The sequence below is a fragment of the Candidatus Pelagibacter sp. HIMB1321 genome (assembly GCF_900177485.1).
In the GTDB taxonomy this organism is placed as follows: domain Bacteria; phylum Pseudomonadota; class Alphaproteobacteria; order Pelagibacterales; family Pelagibacteraceae; genus Pelagibacter.
Window position 1 is genome coordinate 1001423 of the sequence record NZ_LT840186.1, and the last position, 18715, is coordinate 1020137.

Here is an 18715-nt window from a genome sequence, read left to right on the forward strand (position 1 = left end):
TATTTAAAAATGAATATTGATATTAAACTTCACAAGGGTGATTTACCAGATGATATAAAATTAGGCAACGTAATTGCTGTCGATGGAGAATTTATGGGTTTAAATGTTAGGAGAGATCCATTATGTCTTATTCAAATATCTGCAGGTAACGGAGATGCACATATTGTACAGTTAGATCGATCTAAATATAATGCACCCAATCTTGTAAAAACATTTTCAGATCAATCAATTACAAAAATCTTTCATTTTGGTCGAGCCGATATGGCTCACATAAAGTATTACTTAAAAGCTGATACAAATAATGTTTGGGATACTAAAATTGCATCTAAATTAGCAAGGTCTTATTCTGACAGTCATTCATTAAAAACATTAATAAAAGAATTCATTAATATTGATATAAGCAAAAATTTTCAAAGCTCAGATTTTGGCGGTGAATTAACACCAGCACAATTAAAATATTGTGCAAATGATGTTATATATCTTCACAAAATTCATGATGAATTGATGAAAATTCTTGTTAGAGAAAAAAGAGAAGAACTTTATAAAGATTGTTTAAAATTTTTAAAAACAAGAGTTAAACTTGATTTAGCCTTATTTAAGGATGATATTTGGTCTCATTAAATGCCAAAAATAAATTATATTAAAACTGCAAGAGAAGTAATCAGTTTAGAAATTAAAGCATTAGAAAAGTTAAAAAAAAATATCAAAAATTCTTTTAATTTAGCTGTTGAGAAAATTGCAAATTGCCAATCAAAAATTATTTTATCTGGGGTCGGAAAGAGTGGTCTCATTGCAAATAAAATTGCTGCCACAATGTCGTCTGTTGGTTCTCCAGCATTTTGTCTATCAGCTAGCGACTCTTCACATGGCGATCTAGGATCAATTACCAAAAAAGATATTCTAATTTTAATTAGTTATTCAGGAAAAAGTAAAGAGTTAAAAAATATTATCCAATACGCAAATAGAAATAGAATTTTATTGATTGGAATAATGTCTAAGAAAGATTCTTTATTATATAAGGCATCCGATATAAAGCTATTAATTCCGCAAGTGGTAGAAGCTGCTGGAATTGTACCTACATCAAGCACAACATCTCAACTAGCATTAGGTGATGCGTTGGCAATTGCGGTAATGAGAAAAAAAAGATTTGGTAAACTAGATTTTAAAAAAATTCATCCTTCAGGTTCTCTTGGCGCACAATTAAAAACAGTTGAGGACTTAATGATTAAAGGCAACAAAATTCCTTTTGTAAAAGAAAATTTAGTAATGAACAAAGCACTTAAAATTCTAACTCAAAAAAAACTTGGAGTCCTTATTGTGCAAAATAATAAAAATCAAACAAAAGGTATAATAACAGATGGTCAAGTTCGAAGATATAATCAAAGTAATAAAGACCTTTTTGACAGCAAAGTGTCAAAAATAATGACAAAAAATCCTATAAGTGTTGAAAAGGATATGTTGGCCGCAAAAGCATTAAATATTATGAATAAAAATAAAATCACTGCATTGTGTGTGCATGATATAAAAAAGAAATTTAAAACCATTGGTGTATTACATGTGCACGATATTTTAGAAGCTAATATTTCTTGAATGTTTATTAAAAGGATTGGCATAAAAAAAATTATAATTTTTTCTTTATTAATACTAAGCATACTAATTTTAATTTTTTATAATCAAAAACAAAAAGAAGAGGTAAAATTAGATAAGGACAATAATTTAGATGAAATCATTGAGAATAATTATATTGAAAATGTAAATTATTCTTATGAGGACCCAAATGGTAATTCATATAATATAAGGGCAATTAAGGGTGAATTTGACTCAGAAAGTAATCAAATTATCTTTATGACCAATGTCAGTGCAAATTTAATAATGGCTAATGGGACTAATTTAAAAATAACTTCTGATTATGGAAAATATAATATATCCAATACTGACACAATTTTTTCAAAAAATATAGCTATTAAATATCTCGATAATAGTATTTATGCAAATTATTTAGATTTTTCAATATCAAGAAATAATCTGATCATCTCTAAAGATGTTTTATTAAAAAGTAAAAAAAATCATTTAAGGGCAGATATTATTGAGATCGACATAACATCTAAAATGATTAAAGTATTAATGCACAATCAAGATGACAAAGTAAAAGTTAATATTAAAAATTAATGGCTCTCATAAAAAAATTTAGGATTAAATCTTTCAAAAAAGAAAATTCAATTATTGAATTTAACAATATCTCTCTTTCATATGGAAAAAGATTAATATTAGATAAAATAAATTTTAAAATAAATGAAGGTCAAATTTTTGGAATGCTAGGGCCAAATGGTGTTGGAAAATCAACTATATTTAATTTGATTACAGGATTAATCTCCCCAGATAATGGAAAAATTAAGATAAATAATAATGAAGTAACAAATATACCTGTTTATTTAAGAACAAAAAATTTTCGTGTTGGTTTTGTTCCCCAATATGGAGGTTATTTTGGTGATTTAAGCTTATTAGATAATCTTAAGGCAATTAGTGAAATAGTTATTGAGAATAAGAATTTACGACAAGAAAAAATTAACTATCTGATGTCAAAATTTGAGCTTGAAAATATTCAAGATGTAAAATGTAAGTTTTTGTCTGGAGGTCAAAAAAAAAAATTAGTTATTGCTTTAGCTTTGTTAAGTGATCCTAAAATTTTATTATTAGATGAATGTTTTGCTGCCTTAGATGTTTTAACAATAAAAATGTTACAAGAAATAATAGTAAACCTTCAACAAGAAAATCGAATTACTGTTTGTATATGTGATCATCAAGCAAGAGATTTGTTATCTTGTGTGGATAAAGCGATGATTTTAAATAATGGAAAAATAATAGCTGAAGACACTCCATCAAATTTAATTAGGAATATAGAAGCTAAGAATGCTTATTTTGGTGATAATTTTAAATACAATTAAATTTGATGAATAATCAAATTAAAATTGAAAAAAAAATTCATAGTTTCAAAAAACAAATAATTGTTCCAGGTGATAAAAGTCTCAGTATTAGATGGGTTCTTTTTTCATCACTAGCAACTGGCATATCTAAAGCGGAAAATTTATTACTCTCAGAAGACGTAATTGCAGCAGTTAATGCAATTAAAAAATTAGGTATCAGAGTTAATATTAAGAACAAAATTTGTAAAATTTATGGAAGAGGTATTGAAGGTTATAAATTCAAAAAAAACATAATTATTGATGCAAAAAATTCTGGAACTTTGGGGAGATTAATTCTTGGAATATTAATTAAAACACCTTATCCAATTAAATTAATTGGCGACCAAAGTTTATCTAAAAGAGATTTCAAAAGAGTCACTGATCCACTTAGTAAATTTGGTGCTAAATTTGAATTAAAAAATGGTAATAATTTACCACTTAAAATATTAGGAATAAAAAAACCTAGCCCAATATTATATGAAGAAAAAAGAGGTTCTGCACAATGTAAAAGTAGCGTAATTTTTGCTGCAATGAAAACAAAGGGTAGAACCATTATTAAAGCAAAAAAATCCAGAAACCATACAGAGCTTTTAAGTCAATATCTCAAATTACCAGTAAAAGTTAAAAAAAATAAAAAATTTGATTTGATTGAAGTAAACAGGGTAAAAAAAATTTCTCCCTTAAATTATAAAATTCCATCAGACATAAGCTCAGGTTCTTTTTTTATTGTGCTTACAGCTCTAATTAAAAATTCAGAATTAATCATAAAAAATGTCAATATCAATCCTTCTAGAATTGGAATTATAACTATTCTAAAAAAAATGGGTGTAAAAATTTTTTTTGAAAAGCAAAGAATCTACAAAGGAGAAAAAATTGCAAATATTCGGGTTATAGGTCCAAAACAATTAAAACCAATTAATTGCCCATCAAACCTTAACGCTGGTGCTATTGATGAATTCCTGGTTATTTTCTTAGTTGCAGCAAAAGCAAAAGGAATTTCATATTTTAAAGACCTGTCTGAATTGAATCAAAAAGAAAGTCCTCGCCTTAAATGGGGTTCAAAAATTTTAAATTTGATGGGTGTCAAAACAAAAACCACTAGTGACTCTATTAAAATTTATGGAAATCCAAATTTAGAAGTTAATAAAGAAATTGTAATTAAAGATTACCTAAAAGATCACAGGGTTTTTATGACAAGTGTCATAGCTTCACTTGCATTTGGGGGTAAATGGACTATCCATGATAAAGATTCTATTAAGACCTCTTTTCCATCATTTTTGAAGATAATTAACGATATTAAAAAATAAATTATAATATCAAAGCTCAAAGAAGAAATTTTTACATAAAATACTCTAAAATAACCCAAATTTTTACTCTAACTAATGTTTAAACATGCTATTTGCTATTGATTTAAATGATTATTTTATCTAAAAGGTCGTGTTTTTAAAAAAACAGATAAGGAATTTAACTAATTAATGGAAATATATAAAGATCTATCAAGTCCAGCCTCTCAAGAGTTTGAAAAATTACTAAACAGTCAATTATCCAAAGTAAGCATCGAAGAAGGAAAAATAATCGATGGAAAAATAAATAAAATTACAGAAAAATTTGTATTTCTTTTTGTTGAAGGATTAAAAAGTGAACCTGTATTAGATATAAATGAACTTAAGAGTATGGGTCTTGCAGATAAAATTAAAGTTGGAGAGACAATTTCTGTTCTATTAGAAAAGATTGAGGATAAAAATGGTGAAGTTTTAGTATCAGCAAGTAAAGCTCAAAAGATTAAAGGCTGGGATAAGCTAGTAGAAGCTTATGAAAAAAATGAACCAATTATGGGAAAAATTACTTCTAAATGTAAGGGTGGATGTATAGTTGAACATATCGATACAGGATCATTAATGTTTTTACCTGGCTCTCAGATAAGTGACAAACCTCTCAAAGACATTAGTCATTTAATGAATGAGCCTCAAAAATTTGCTTTAATCAAACTAGATAAGGTTAGAGGAAATGCGTGTGTGTCTAGAAGAGAAATTATTTCTTCATTTAAAAAAGAAGATAAAGCAAAAATTATTGAAAAATATAATGTTGGAGACATTATCAAAGGAGCAGAGGTTAAAGGTTATAGTTCATTTGGATGTTTCTTTAATGTTAACGGTGAACTTGATGTGTTGGTACATTTACAAGAAATTTCATATTCAAGAGTTAATCATCCTGATGAAGTTTTTAATATTGGAGAAAAACACGATCTAAAAGTTATATCTGTTGATAAAGAGAAACTGCAAGTTGGTTGTTCTGTTAAACAACTTTCGCCAGATCCTTTTGAGCATATTGAAAATTATGAATTAAATAAAATTTACAAAGTTAAAGTTGTTAAAATTATGGACTTTGGAGCATTCTGCGAACTTGAGCCAGGTCTTACAACTCTACTCCACTCAAGTGAATTAAGCTGGACTAAGAAAAATATTTCAGCAAAAAAAATGTTTAAAGTTGGTGATGAAATTGATTGTGTGATCACAGAAATTGATAAAGAAAAAAGAAGAGTAGCAATATCTCACAGATTAACTCAAGACAACCCGTTTGAAACATTTGAGAAAAAATTTCCTATTGGAACAATTATAGAAGGTGAAGTAGTTAACAAAAATGAATACTCTTTATTTGTTAAAGTCGAAGATTTAGATGTAGATGCCTTTTTACATTGTAATGATTTAACTTACCTAAATAATGGTGAAGAAGAGTTAGCTAAATATAAAAAAGGTGAAAAATTAAAAGTAAAAGTTCTTGAGATTAAAGCATCTGAACAGAAAATTAGAGTTGGTTTAAGACAAACTCAACCTGATCCGTTTGACTGGTTTAATGATAAAAAAATTAATCAAACAATTACAGTTAAAATCATATCTACAGATAATAAGGGTTTAATAGTTAGACCTGAAGGTTGTGAAATGGATTTTCAAATTAAAAAGTCTCAAATTGCAATTAACGCTGCAGATGCAAGACCTTCAAGATTTACAGGTGGTGAAAGAATAGATTGTGCAATTTCTGAACTAGATTTAAATAAAAGAAAAGCAACTTTAAGTATCAAGCTTCTTGAAGAAATTGAGAAAAAAGAAGCATTAGAAAAATATGGAGCAGAATGGTCTGGTAAAAATCTTCCTTTTTCATCTTTATCAGAGGATCTAAAGAAAAAAGACGAGGACAAAGAGTAAGATTAATTTGGCTATTGTAAAATCAAAGCTTTTAAAACAACTTTCACAAAATTATCCAAATTTTTTAAAAAAAGACCTCGAAAAATTTACTGAAATTATTCTCAAAGAAATCAAAAGAACTCTAAGACGTGGCGAAAGAGTTGAGCTTAGAGGTTTTGGTGTATTTTCAACTAAAAAACAAAAAGCAAGAATATCAAGAAACCCTAAGACAGGGGAAAAGGTTCATACACCAGAAAAAAAAACAATTCACTTCAAAATGGCTAAAGACTTATTTAAAAAATTAAATAATCATGAATAAAAATATTTTTGTTGCCTGTGATGTTTCAAGTCAAAAAGAAATATTAGATTTGATTTCAAAAATTTGTAATGAGATATCAGGTATTAAAATAGGACTTCAATATATTACTCGGCATTCTCCAGATGAAATTAAAGCCCTTGCAAAATTTAATAAACCAATTTTTTATGATGGTAAATTTTTTGATATCAAAAATACTTTAGTAGAGTCTATAAAATCCCTAAAAGATCTTAATGTAAGTTATGCTACAGTTCATTTATTAAATGGGCTAGAATCTTTAAAAGCTGCTAACAAAGTAGCAAGTAAAATAAATGTAAAATTGCTTGGTGTTTCTGTCTTAACTAGTTTTGGTGATGAAGATCTTGAATTGCTTGGATTTAAAGATCGGGTAGAAAAACAAGTTATAAGATTAATTAAAATAGCTGATAAAGCAAATTTGTATGGTGTAATCTGTAGTCCACTAGAAATAAAAATAATTAAAGAAATTGCTCCTAAGCTTAAATGTTTTACTCCAGGAATTAGACAAGACGATCGTAAAAATGATCAAAAACGAACAATGAATGCCAAACAAGCTTTGGAAGCAGGTAGCGATTGCTTAATAATTGGACGACCAATTACCAAAGGTGATCCTAAAAAAAATATTAAAGAAATTTTATCCTCGTTAAATTAAATGCAGGTTAAAATTTGTGGAATATCAGATCCAATTACATTAAAATTTTTAACAGAACATTCGCATTCACCAAAGTTTATTGGTTTTATTGTAAACTACCCAAAATCAAAAAGATATGTTGAGATAAATAAATTAAAAGATTTGCTAAAAATTGATAAGAAAAATTCATCATACGTTGCAGTTTTAGTTAAACCAGATACAAAAATATTAGAAGATATAAAAAATTTACCCTTTGATTATTATCAGGTGTACGATTGTGATCCAAAAGAAATCAAAGATATTAGAGAGAGATATAATAAAAAAATAATCACAGCATTTACAGTTCAGTCATTAAATGATGTAAAAAAATATAATCTGTATAGCGATGTTTCGGATATTTTTTTATTTGATAGCAAAGGTTATGAAAAAAGTATGTCTTTTGAACATGAGTTAATCAAAAACATAAAATTCAATAAAGAAGTTATGTTGGCTGGTAATATCCAAGTAAACGATGAACTTGAAAAATTTAAAAAAATAGCTGATATTATAGATATATCTGGTGGTGTAGAAACTTCTGGAGTAAAAGATATTTCCAAAATTGAAATTTTCTTAAACAAAATAAAAAAAATAAATGATGAAACTTAAAAAGAACATTCCATTAATTGATCAGCATGACAGATTTGGATTTTGGGGTGGAAAATTTGGTGGAAGTTTTATTCCAGAAACTCTTAAAAAGCCTGTAGAAGATTTAACAAAAGAATTTCAAAAACTTAGAAAAAATAAAAAATTTCTTAAACAGCGAGACCATTATTTCAAAAACTATATTGGGTCTCCTACATCCTTTGTAAAATTAGAAAATTTGTCCAATCATTTAGGTGGTGCTCAAATTTGGGCTAAAGTTGTTTCTGAAGCAAATGGTGGTGCACATAAAATCTATAATGCAACCGTTCACGCTCTAATATGTAAGGCTATGGGTAAAAAATACATCGTAGGGGACACAGGTGCTGGATATGCCGGAAAAATGTTGAGTATGGCAGCAAAAAAATTTGGCCTTAAATGTAAAATCTTTATGGGTGCAAAAGACATCAAGAGACAAAAACCTAACTGTGATGCTATGAGAAAAAATGGTGCAGAAATTGTTCCTGTTTACTCTGGAAGTCAAACACTTGTGGATGCCGTAAGTGAATGTATGAGATATTGGGTTTCAAATTGTGATAATACGCATATGTGTGTGGGCTCAACAGTGGGGCCAAATATTTTTGTTAAAATTTGTGGTTGGAGCACCGCTCAAATCTCACGAGAACTTAAAGTTCAGCTTAAAAAAGAGTTCAAAAAAATTCCAAAAAAAATTAAACTTATAAATTGTGTTGGTGGTGGAAGTTCAGCTTATGGTTTTTGGAGTGAATTTATTAATTATGATAAAAAACAAATTGAATTAGTAGGAGTTGAAGCTGGTGGGCCAAAAAATTCTAAGCTTCATGCAGCACCACTAAGTAGAAATGCAAAGATAGGTGTTTTACATGGTGCAGCTTCTTATGTATGTCAGAATAACGAAGGGCAAATCCAAGAAACAGAGTCTATAAGTGCTGGCTTAGATTATCCTGGCGTAAGTCCAATTCATTGTTTTTTAAAAGATACTAAAAGAGCAAGATATACATATGCAACTGATGAAGATGCATTAAATGCTCATCAAATGGTTACAAAATTTGAAAATCTAAACCCAAGTCTTGAACCAAGCCATGCCTTTGCAGAGGCAATAAAAATAGCTCCTAAGCTAAGCAAAGATACAATCATTATTGTAAACTCATGTGGTGATGCAAAGAAGGATAGGGATATTCTTAGAGAAAGATTAGGTAAGAAAAGATGAGCGCTTCATTAATTGACCAAACGTTTAAAAATACTAGAAAAGAAAATAGACCAGCTCTACTTACATACACAGTTGCAGGTGATAATAGTAAAAAAAAATCATTAGAAATTTTAAAATCAATTTCAAAATATGCAGATATTTGTGAATTAGGTTTTCCCCATAACACACCAATAGCAGATGGAGGACAAATACAAACTAGCGCTTACAGAGCTATTAAAAACGGAGTTAAGATAAGCGATGTTTTTTCAATAGCTAGTCAATTTAAGAAATCAAAAAAAAATAAACCAATTATTTTAATGGGTTATTACAATATGATTTATCAATACAATGAAACTAAGTTTATTGAAAAATGTAAAAAATCAAAAATTGATGGATTGATTGTAGTAGATCTGCCCTATCCAGAAAATAAAGCTTTTGCTTTAAAATGTAAAAAAAAAGGAATTAATTTTGTTCAGTTAGTTTCTCCAACAACATCAAAAGAAAGGTTAAAACAAATCATCAAAGATAGTCATGATATGGTTTATTATATTTCAATGCTATCAACAACTGGAGGTAAACTAAAAGTTGCACCTAAAAAAATTCTAGAAAGATACAATAAAATTAAATCATTAAATAAAAATAAGAACATAGTTATTGGATTCGGTATCACTGAAAAGACAATTAAATCCCTTAAAAAAGCAGATGGTTTAGTTGTTGGGAGTGCAATTTGTAAGGAAATAACTAACTCTATTAATAAGAGACAAAATGCTGTCACAAATGTTACTAATATTGTCAGAAAATTAAGAAATAAAATTAAATGAATTGGATTACCAAAATAATTAAAGCAGGTGAAAAAATCAAAACTGCAATTCACAAAAGAGCATCTAAAGAAGAGATAGCAAAAAGTGATTGGACTTCATGCTGCAAAGGTCCAATTCTTAAAAAAGATTTAGAAAAAAATCTATGGGTTTGCCCAGATTGTAACAAACATCACAGAATTAAACCTAATCAAAGATTTGATATTCTTTTTGGTAAGAATAATTATGAAATTTTTAAAACACCAATTCCTAATGATGATCCTTTGGAATGGAAAGATTCAAAACCTTACAAAGATAGATTAAAAAGTGCTCGTAAAAAAACTGGTCTTGATTGTGGAATGATGGTTGCTTGTGGAAATATCAATAACATTAAGGTAACTGCTGTTGCATCTGATTTTGATTTTTTAGGAGCATCAATGGCCTCTGCTGAAGGAGAAGCTTTCTTATATGGAATTCAACATGCAATAGAAAATAAAACTCCATTTATTTGTATTAGCGCTGGTGGTGGAATGAGAATGATGGAAAGCTTAATTTCATTATCTCAAATGACTAGAACCACATTGGCAATCAATGAATTGAAAAGCAATAACCTTCCTTATCTTGTGTTAATCACAGATCCAACTGCTGGAGGAATAACTGCCTCTTATGCAATGTTAGGTGATATTCACATTGCAGAACCTGGATCATTAATTGCATTTGCAGGGAAAAGAGTAATCCAAGGAACCGTTAAAGAAGAACTACCTGAAAATTTTCAAACTAGTGAATACGTTCAAAAGACAGGATTTGTGGATTTGATAGTTGAGAGAAAAGATCTGGCTGAAAAAATTGGAACTTTATTATCAATATTGTTAAAGAAAAATTCTGTTATAAGCACTGAAGAAAATGAAACTTCAGAAGATAGTCAGTCGCTTACAAGAGCTGCATCCTAAAGAAATTGATCTAAGCTTAGATCGAATTTTAAATCTTTGTAAAAAATTAGATAATCCTCAAGATAAAATTAAAGCAATTTCTGTTGTTGGGACTAATGGTAAATACTCAACAATACAGGCCATGTATGCAATACTTAAAAAAGCAGGATTTAATTGTAACATTTATACCAGTCCTCACATTAGAAAAATAAATGAAAGGTTTGTTTTCAATAATAAAGAACTTAATGATGAAGAATTAACAAATCTTTTAGAAAAGGTTGAGAAAGCTAACAATAATGAGCCAATAACATTTTTTGAAATTTTAACTGCTGCTTACTTTTTTAAAGCAGCAGATTATCCAGAAAATATCAATTTAATAGAAACTGGACTATTTCATAGATTTGATGCAACTAATATTTTAAATCAAAACCTAGCAAGTGTTGTAACATCAATAGGTTTGGATCATTTAGATTGGCTTCCAAAAGATGAACAAACCGTTGAAAAAATTATTTTTGAAAAAACGACCAAATTATTAAATTCAAATATTGTTGTTGCAAAACAAAGCTCAAATGAAATTACAGAGCATATTAAAAAAACAATAAAAGAAAACAAATCAAAAAGATTATTTTTTAATCAAGATTATAGTTATTCAGAAAATGAAAATAATTTCTTTTATTATGAAGATGAATTTGGAGGAATTAAACTCCCAAAACCTAATGTAAATGGTCAATTTCAACTTGAGAATATATCTACAGCAATTGCAACACTAAGAATAATTAAAGAAATTAATATTAATAATGAACATATTAAAGATGGGATTACTAAAATTGAAAGTATAGCAAGACTGCAAGAAATTACTGAGGGGAAGTTAAAGGATTTGGTTAGAGAAAATAGATTATTAGTAGATGGATCACACAACCCACTAGGTGCTAAAGTTTTAAATAATTATTTAGAAAATTTAGACTGTAAAAAACATATTATTCTTGGGATGATGGCTAATAAAGATCACCAAAAATATATCAGTTACTTTAATGAAATTGAGACCTTGACCACAATAGATATTCCTAATCAACCAAATGCAATTGCTGGAGAAGATTTAAAAAATAAACTAAATAACGTTAAAAATGTTCAATACAAGGAAGACATTTTTGAAGCTATTAAGTCAATTCCAGTTAAGAAAAACGACTTGATCTTAATTACAGGATCTTTGTATTTAGCTGGTGAAGTATTGAATTTAAATTAGATGTTTTTTTCTAAAAATTCTTTCATGTGCCCCTCTGGAACACCGCCTACCTTTCTATCAACCTCAACACCTTTTTTGTAGACAATTACAGTAGGTACTCCTCTTATCCCCGCAGCACTTCCAGTATTAATTCCACCATCTTCTATATCTGCATAATAAAAACCAGCTTTTTCTTTATATTCATCTGATAGTTTATCCATCACAGGTTTCAAAGCCTTACAAGGGCCGCACCATGCAGCAGAAAATTGAATTACTGATACATCTTCATTTTTGATTTTATTTTCAAAATCTTCGTCTTTAAAATCTATAAGCATAGTACTGATATAGTTGAATAAAATGAATATTCAATGATCAAAAACAAATTTTTTTAATTTTATCAACTAAGCGTCAGAATATTTTTGCTCTAAATTCATGACGTAGTCATTAATTCCGTCAAGAAACTTAAGCTTTTCATCTACAGTTTTAAATGAAAACATCTTGTCATCATTTTCTCTTATTTCATCACACTCTGAGTAAAAAGCTGAAACAGTCCACCATTTCTCTTTATTTGTACTTAGTATTCTTGATGCAATTCTTCTTTTAATTTTTTTATGTATTTCTTTAGGTAAAACTTCTGGTGCCTCATTATAAATTAGTCCATGACCAAAAGTCACTAATCGATCATCTTGAAATTTATCTAATAATGCAAATTTTTCTTTCCAGTCACTGCTATGAAACTTTGGAAACAAAGCTTCATCTTTTGATGAAATAAAGCCCCCAGAATAAATTGATTCTTCTGGTTCTATATCTTCTTGAGATGCGGTCTCTATTTTTTCTTCAGCAGCTTCTTTTAAAATATTACAAATATCTTGTGAAAACTTTTCATTTTTTTTCATCAGTTCAGCTCTTTTATTTAGCAAGTTTTCACCAATTTTTTTATAAGGATCTACTTTCATTCCCAAACTTTTATCTAAAATGATGGGTGCTTTATTAGCTTTAATAGTTTTATAGAAACGAGGAGATTTTTTCATTTCTTTTTTTAAATCTTGATAATTTAATTTTTGGAGTTCTTCTATATTTGCCGATAAATTGACTGCTTGTCCCCATTTATAAACTGGATGCATACATGAGTTAGGATGAAGAGGCGCAACTAGAAATAAATAATTTTTACCAAAAAAGTTTTCATTTATTGTGAACATTTTTTCCTGTTTAATTAAGTTCTCTACAACTACTTTGCTTCTAGTTTTTAAATATTCATGCCATAAATCTGGTTGCTTATCTTTTAACAAACCTAAAACTTTAACAGTTAATTCAGTATCAAATAATGCTGAGTGAGCATCTTTAGAGTCGAAACCATTTAATCTTGCTAAAGACTCTAGTTTCATTGATTTATTACCTTTAGGATTAAGTTCCGTTTTTAAAACATTTTCATCTACTGCAAATGCAGCTTTGATCATATTCAAAGCATCATGTCTTGCATTTCCCTCCGTATTAATTAGGTAAGGTTTTCTTAGAGATTTAAAAAATTCTCTTCTTAATATTTCATCATCAAAGCCAACACTAGAAAATCCCATAAATGTGGCTGGTGACCATTCTCTGAATTTTTTCTCTAATTGGGCGATCATCTCATAATGGCTCAAGTTTCCTTTTGTAATTAAATCCACGTTTGATTTATTAATACAAAGTGCAGTTGCTGATGGAACTCTGTCTTGAGGCATTCTACAACGAGCAGAAAACCTTTCTTTTTCCTTGAAATTCTCATCTAACAGGATCGCACCCACTTCAATCATAGTTGCCCAATCTAATTGAGCAGAATCTGTTTCTATATCCCAAATTACGTAATTCAATTTGCCAACCTTTGTGAATAAAATTGTTCTACTTTTTCCATAAATAGATTTTGATAATTCTTAAATCTTTCACCATCAATCACAAACCTTTGAAAAATATTATCTTTTGTACATAAAAGAATAGCTGCTTGAGTGATATTTGAACCATAAACAGTGTTATGTGCTAGTCCGTAAGCAGCGCATTGTAGATAATAATCATCAATCCATTCATCTTTTTTTGGCTTATTACTTTGTTTAAAATCTATAATGGTTTCTTTATTTTCGTAAATACCAATACAGTCTGCTGCCCCTGCATATTTTCCAGGATAGTACAAAGTTGCTTCACATCCCCAAATTTCATTTAATTTATCTCTAAGTCCATTTTCAATAATTTGATCTGCCATCATTTTTTCTCTTGTATTATCACCAAGTAAATCTAAATTTAATTTTCCTAATAAAAATTTTTCTAAATAATCGTGCATTGAACTACCTCTGGTAGTTGCTTCTCTTGAAATAGCTTCAGCTTGTTTGTGTCCAACTCTTTTTTTCCACTCTTCTAATTTAGCTTTTTTCTCTTCAGATTCTGTTGCTTTTAAAATAGTTGTCACTGATGGAAGGTTTTCTTGATTAACAGAGTAATGTCTTGAACCTTTAAATATTGATCTGGTAGATTTTGGATAAGTGTATTTATTATTCCACTGCATGTGATTTCTTATAGTCGGTATTGTCGAAAAAAAGAAATTAATTTTTAAACTGTCTAGTTCGTTCAACAAATTTTTCTACATTTTCTGTTTGTACAGCTTTCTCAACCTGTTCGGGATCTTTAATACTTTCTAAAGTTCTTGTAATTGATCTTGCATCGGTTCCAAATTTATCAACAACCCCCATCGCATCTTCTAATTTTTTTCGAAGTGTAATGATGTTTTCGAAATGTTTTGAAAATCTTGTACTGATTGTTTTTAAATGATTATAAATTTCAGTAGCACCCTTTTGTACTTTCAAAGATTGAAATCCCATATGTAAAGATTGTAAATAAGCTGAAAGTGTATTTGGACCACAGATTACAATTTTATATTTTTTCATTAATTCTTGAGTTAATAGCTCTTTAGTGCTTGGGTCTTGGTACTCAGTTAACTCTTTGTATAAACTCTCTGTTGGTGCATAAACAATTGCAAAATCTGTAGTTTTAGGTGGAACTATATATTTTTCATTTACACTCTTTGCTTTTGCCTTAAAAGCACTAGCCAATTTAGCTCTGGCATCTGCAACAGCCCTTTTGTCTTCCGCGTCATGACCATCGGTAATTGCCTTGAACTTTTCAACTGGAAAATGACTATCAACTGGTACCAAAACATCTCCCTGAAGTTTGATTGCAAATTCTACATTTTCACTAGTATTTTCTTTCATCTTCACATTGGTCATAAACTGTGAAGCAGGCAATAAATCTTTAATTAATGCATCTAGAGAAAACTCTGCAAGTGTTCCATATTTTTTAACCCCAGCTAAAATTTTGGTTATACCCTCTTGGCTTTGATTTAATAATTGAACTTGTTGATTAAAGCTTCCAACTTTCTCCTCAACTTTAGTTAAGGTTTCTGTCATATCTTTAGTAACTCCAGTAGATAAGGCATTAAATGAGGTCGACATAGACCCCAATGAATTATTAATTGTTGTATTTAAAGTGTCTTTTAAATTTGTAATCTCTAACTTTAAATTAGCCATCTCTTCAGCTTCTTTATTCTCATTTTCATCTTTAGGCTTAGATTTTAAATTTAAATAAAGAATTGTAGAAGCTATTCCAGTTAACAAAACCAATACAATTAATAATACAATATCCATGATTCTTTGTATTATATCATATTATTGATTAGAAAGATTTAATTCTTAGAAAGTAATTTAACCAAACTTTGTAAATTCCTGTTTTTAGATGAAGACTTTGAAATCATCATGCAAGCCTCAGAATTTAATATTTCACCATCTTTTAATATTCTTAAGTTATTAGCTCTCAAAGTCTCTCCAGTAGAAGTAATATCTGTAATGATTTCTGCAGATCCTGTGAAAGGATAAGTTTCGGTTGCTCCCAAACTATCAACTAATTTAAATTGAGTTACTCCTTTAGAAAACAAAAAATCTCTAGTTAAATTTGGGTATTTAGTTCCAACTCTTAGTCTTTTTTTCTTTTTGTCTTTAAATTCAAATGCAATTTCTTCTAAATCTGCAATTGTTTGAACATCAATCCATTCATCAGGTATTGCAACAACTAACGTTGCTTTTCCAAAATTATATTTCTTTGTTACATTTACCTTATTTTGAATATTAATTTCACTTTCTTTTAATAAATCAAATCCTGAAAATCCCAGATCTAAAGAACCATCTCCAAGTCTTTGGATGATTTCTCTTGCATGTAAATAAACAACTTTAATATTATTTTTATTTTTAATAGAACCAAAGAGATCTCTCTCACCTCTTTCTGAAACAAGTTTTAATTTTTTCTTTTTAAAGATATTTAATACATCTTTTCGAAGTCTGCCTTTACTTGGAATACCTATATTTATCACATCTTTGATCATAGATTTAATGCAGCCCCTACTGCTGAAACTTCTTTTTTAGATCCAAGATCAGATATTAAATGATCATATCTTCCACCATTAATAACGTTTTTAATTTTTGAGCTTGATTTAACATCAATTTTAAAAACCATACCTGTGTAGTATTCAAGCTGTCTTCCAAATGAAGCTGAAAAGATTACATTTAGTTTTGAGATTTTATTTTGAGATAGTGGAAAATATCTTTGATCCACTACAAGATTAATTTTATATTTTTTAAAAAACTTATTTAATTCACTAGCTGCTTTATTAATTGGGCATTTAATTTTTAGAAAATCTTTAATTATCTTCGATACATTTTTGCCCTTGCTTGCTCTTCTTGGATCTTTAATTTTGTTATCAAATCTTTTTAAAATCTCACTAATTGATCGACCTGCAACAATTTTAGATTGATCATCTTTTAGCATTTTAAGATATCTTTTTTTATCAACTTCAACGATGGTTGGATCAACGTCTGAGTTAGTCTCTAATCTTTTTAAAAGATCATTAAAATAATCTTCTCTCCAAAAATGTCTTGATAATCTTAATTTCCACCTTTTTGGAATATCTAATTTTGAAATCAGAAGATTAAATATCTCAACATTACCAATTGTTAATGTTCCAGTTGAATATTTAAGATTTTGAAGTGATTTAAGTGAAGTATTAATGATTTCCTTATCATCATTTTTTTCATTTTTAGATCCAATAATTTCAAATCCAATTTGATTTCTAATAATAGAATCTTTTTTGTTTTGTGATTTTCTATATGCTTGCCCATTATAGAATATCTTTTCTTTTCCTTTTAAATTATTTTCTAAATATCTAAGGCAAGATGCAATTGTGAGATCGGGCCTTAAACACAATTCACTGCCATTTTGATCAATAAATGAAAATATAAATTTTCTAAAGTTTTCGCCAGATCTTTGAACAATGTGATTGGCCTCTATTACTGAAGGTAAATTAATATACTTAAATCCCTTAGATTTTACTGATCTAAGGATATTTTCAGATAAGTTTTTTGATTTCATTAATTAAATTTTCTCTAGAAATAGTTTGATTATTTTCACCCTTAACACCTTTAAGATTTTTTATCGTAACTGTGTTTTCATTAAATTCATTTTCACCACAAATAATAGCAAGCTCAAGTTCTCTCTTATTTGCATATGTTAGTTGTTTTCCTAAATTCTTTTTTGTGTCTAAAAATATTTCGGCATTAATATTGTTAGTTTTTAATTGATCTAAAATTTCATAATAATTTTTTAGATATTTTTGATCCATGACACAAATTAGAACTGGCTTTTGCTCTTTTACTTTTATTTGCTCTAATTGCATTAAAGCAAACAACAATCGATCAACTCCAAATGAAATGCCAGTGCCTGGTATATCTACACCCTTAAATCTAGAGATAAGTTTTGCATAAGCTCCTCCAGAACAAATACTGCCAATATCAACTGGTTTTCCTTTATTGTTTTTCACCTCAAAATTTAAATTAGTCTCAACAATAAACCCATCATAATAAGCAAGACCTCTTACAATTGTAAAATTTGTTTGGACTTGATCTTTGTATTTTCCAAATCCAAGTATCTCAAAAACATCTTCTAGTTCCTTTATTCCTTCTTGAGAAAGTGGATTAGTTAATTTATCTTTTAATTCTTTTAAGTCTTTTATTTTTAGAAAATCTAAAATTTGTTTTACTTGATCATCATTAAGATCAGCACCTTTTGTAATTGCTCCAGAACTATCTTTTCTCTCTTTTTTAAGTAAAGCCTCGACCCCTGATAAACCAAATCCTGGCTTATCTAATTTATCAATTGCTCTAATTACTTTTAGTTGTTTTTCTGATGAAATATTTAGCTCATCAATCAATCCTTGAACAATTTTTCTATTACTGACATTTATTATAAATTGATCTTTTTTAAGACCACATTCTAGTAAAGTTGTTGATATTAAATTACAAAGCTCAGCATTAGATTGAGCAGGATTTGTATTACCAATTATATCAAAGTCGGCTTGAAGAAATTCTCGATACCGTCCATTGCCTGGTTTTTCATTTCTAAAAACATTTTGAATAGCATACCTTTTATAAATTGACGGAAGTTCCTGATTATTTTGTGCAACAAATCTTGCTAACGGACTAGAAAGATCATAACGAAGCGTAATACTTTTATCTCCATCTTTAAATGAAAACACATCTGACATAGGATTAGCATCATCTTCTGCTAGAAAAGATCCTATATTTTCACTTACTTCGAAGGATGGAGTTTCTAATGGTTCAGCTCCAAACTTAATAAAATTTTTTTCAATCACATTTAAAAGCTGTTTTTTTAGAACTAACTTTTTCCCCCAACGATCTTCAAATCCAGACGGTAAGGATGGACTGAGTTTGTTTTCTTTATTCAT

The 18715-nt window shown here is 28.6% G+C and carries 20 protein-coding genes; 13 read left to right on the forward strand and 7 right to left on the reverse strand.

Translation table 11 applies throughout. The features are described 5' to 3' along the window. Nucleotides 1-9: 9 nt before the first annotated feature. The 13 genes from B9N70_RS05390 to B9N70_RS05450 all read left to right on the forward strand — a co-directional run bounded on the left by B9N70_RS05390 (nucleotide 10) and on the right by B9N70_RS05450 (nucleotide 11925). Nucleotides 10-621 (forward strand): ribonuclease D, encoded by a 612-nt coding sequence (locus B9N70_RS05390; protein ID WP_085114774.1) that lies wholly within the window; start codon nucleotides 10-12, stop codon nucleotides 619-621. Next, nucleotides 622-1590 (forward strand): KpsF/GutQ family sugar-phosphate isomerase, encoded by a 969-nt coding sequence (locus B9N70_RS05395; RefSeq protein ID WP_085114775.1) that lies wholly within the window; start codon nucleotides 622-624, stop codon nucleotides 1588-1590. Beyond that, nucleotides 1591-2169 carry an LPS export ABC transporter periplasmic protein LptC gene (lptC, locus tag B9N70_RS05400; RefSeq protein ID WP_085114776.1) on the forward strand — a complete coding sequence of 193 codons (579 nt, stop codon included), beginning with the start codon at nucleotides 1591-1593 and terminating at the stop codon, nucleotides 2167-2169. Next, nucleotides 2169-2945 carry an ATP-binding cassette domain-containing protein gene (locus B9N70_RS05405; RefSeq protein ID WP_085114777.1) on the forward strand — a complete coding sequence of 259 codons (777 nt, stop codon included), beginning with the start codon at nucleotides 2169-2171 and terminating at the stop codon, nucleotides 2943-2945. Before lptC ends, B9N70_RS05405 begins: the two co-directional genes overlap by 1 nt. Before the next feature lie 5 nt (nucleotides 2946-2950). Then, nucleotides 2951-4270, forward strand: a complete 1320-nt coding sequence (aroA, locus tag B9N70_RS05410; protein ID WP_085114778.1) for a 3-phosphoshikimate 1-carboxyvinyltransferase — start codon at nucleotides 2951-2953, stop codon at nucleotides 4268-4270. 168 nt (nucleotides 4271-4438) lie between these two features. After that, nucleotides 4439-6166 carry a S1 RNA-binding domain-containing protein gene (locus tag B9N70_RS05415; RefSeq protein WP_085114779.1) on the forward strand — a complete coding sequence of 576 codons (1728 nt, stop codon included), beginning with the start codon at nucleotides 4439-4441 and terminating at the stop codon, nucleotides 6164-6166. Nucleotides 6167-6173: 7 nt separating this feature from the next. Then, nucleotides 6174-6464 (forward strand): HU family DNA-binding protein, encoded by a 291-nt coding sequence (locus B9N70_RS05420; protein WP_085114780.1) that lies wholly within the window; start codon nucleotides 6174-6176, stop codon nucleotides 6462-6464. Then, entirely contained in the window at nucleotides 6457-7131 is a 675-nt protein-coding gene (gene pyrF / locus B9N70_RS05425) for an orotidine-5'-phosphate decarboxylase (protein WP_085114781.1), read from the forward strand. The genes B9N70_RS05420 and pyrF overlap by 8 nt, the downstream gene beginning before the upstream one ends. Further along, a complete protein-coding gene (locus tag B9N70_RS05430; protein ID WP_085114782.1) occupies nucleotides 7132-7755 on the forward strand; it encodes a phosphoribosylanthranilate isomerase in 624 nt (207 codons plus the stop codon). Continuing rightward, a complete protein-coding gene (gene trpB / locus B9N70_RS05435; protein ID WP_172819967.1) occupies nucleotides 7745-8977 on the forward strand; it encodes a tryptophan synthase subunit beta in 1233 nt (410 codons plus the stop codon). The genes B9N70_RS05430 and trpB overlap by 11 nt, the downstream gene beginning before the upstream one ends. Further along, on the forward strand, nucleotides 8974-9777 hold the full coding sequence (trpA, locus tag B9N70_RS05440) for a tryptophan synthase subunit alpha (RefSeq protein ID WP_085114784.1): 804 nt from the start codon (nucleotides 8974-8976) through the stop codon (nucleotides 9775-9777). Before trpB ends, trpA begins: the two co-directional genes overlap by 4 nt. After that, a complete protein-coding gene (locus tag B9N70_RS05445; RefSeq protein WP_085114785.1) occupies nucleotides 9774-10703 on the forward strand; it encodes an acetyl-CoA carboxylase carboxyltransferase subunit beta in 930 nt (309 codons plus the stop codon). The genes trpA and B9N70_RS05445 overlap by 4 nt, the downstream gene beginning before the upstream one ends. Further along, nucleotides 10657-11925, forward strand: a complete 1269-nt coding sequence (locus B9N70_RS05450) for a bifunctional folylpolyglutamate synthase/dihydrofolate synthase (protein ID WP_085114786.1) — start codon at nucleotides 10657-10659, stop codon at nucleotides 11923-11925. The genes B9N70_RS05445 and B9N70_RS05450 overlap by 47 nt, the downstream gene beginning before the upstream one ends. Here the strand turns inward: B9N70_RS05450 and B9N70_RS05455 are convergent. From B9N70_RS05455 to hisS, 7 genes are all read right to left on the reverse strand, one after another. Further along, complete coding sequence (locus B9N70_RS05455) at nucleotides 11922-12239, reverse strand: thioredoxin family protein (protein ID WP_085114787.1); 318 nt, start codon at nucleotides 12237-12239, stop codon at nucleotides 11922-11924. The genes B9N70_RS05450 and B9N70_RS05455 overlap by 4 nt on opposite strands. Before the next feature lie 66 nt (nucleotides 12240-12305). After that, entirely contained in the window at nucleotides 12306-13751 is a 1446-nt protein-coding gene (locus B9N70_RS05460; RefSeq protein ID WP_085114788.1) for an exonuclease domain-containing protein, read from the reverse strand. Then, on the reverse strand, nucleotides 13748-14434 hold the full coding sequence (locus B9N70_RS05465) for a hypothetical protein (RefSeq protein ID WP_085114789.1): 687 nt from the start codon (nucleotides 14432-14434) through the stop codon (nucleotides 13748-13750). The genes B9N70_RS05460 and B9N70_RS05465 overlap by 4 nt, the downstream gene beginning before the upstream one ends. 37 nt (nucleotides 14435-14471) lie before the next feature. Continuing rightward, nucleotides 14472-15569: a DNA recombination protein RmuC gene (locus B9N70_RS05470; protein WP_085114790.1), complete on the reverse strand. Its 1098-nt coding sequence runs from the start codon at nucleotides 15567-15569 to the stop codon at nucleotides 14472-14474. Between the two features lie 38 nt (nucleotides 15570-15607). Then, nucleotides 15608-16300 (reverse strand): ATP phosphoribosyltransferase, encoded by a 693-nt coding sequence (gene hisG / locus B9N70_RS05475; protein WP_085114791.1) that lies wholly within the window; start codon nucleotides 16298-16300, stop codon nucleotides 15608-15610. Continuing rightward, a complete protein-coding gene (locus B9N70_RS05480) occupies nucleotides 16297-17343 on the reverse strand; it encodes an ATP phosphoribosyltransferase regulatory subunit (protein ID WP_085114792.1) in 1047 nt (348 codons plus the stop codon). The genes hisG and B9N70_RS05480 overlap by 4 nt, the downstream gene beginning before the upstream one ends. Beyond that, nucleotides 17321-18715: a histidine--tRNA ligase gene (hisS, locus tag B9N70_RS05485; protein ID WP_085114793.1), complete on the reverse strand. Its 1395-nt coding sequence runs from the start codon at nucleotides 18713-18715 to the stop codon at nucleotides 17321-17323. Before hisS ends, B9N70_RS05480 begins: the two co-directional genes overlap by 23 nt.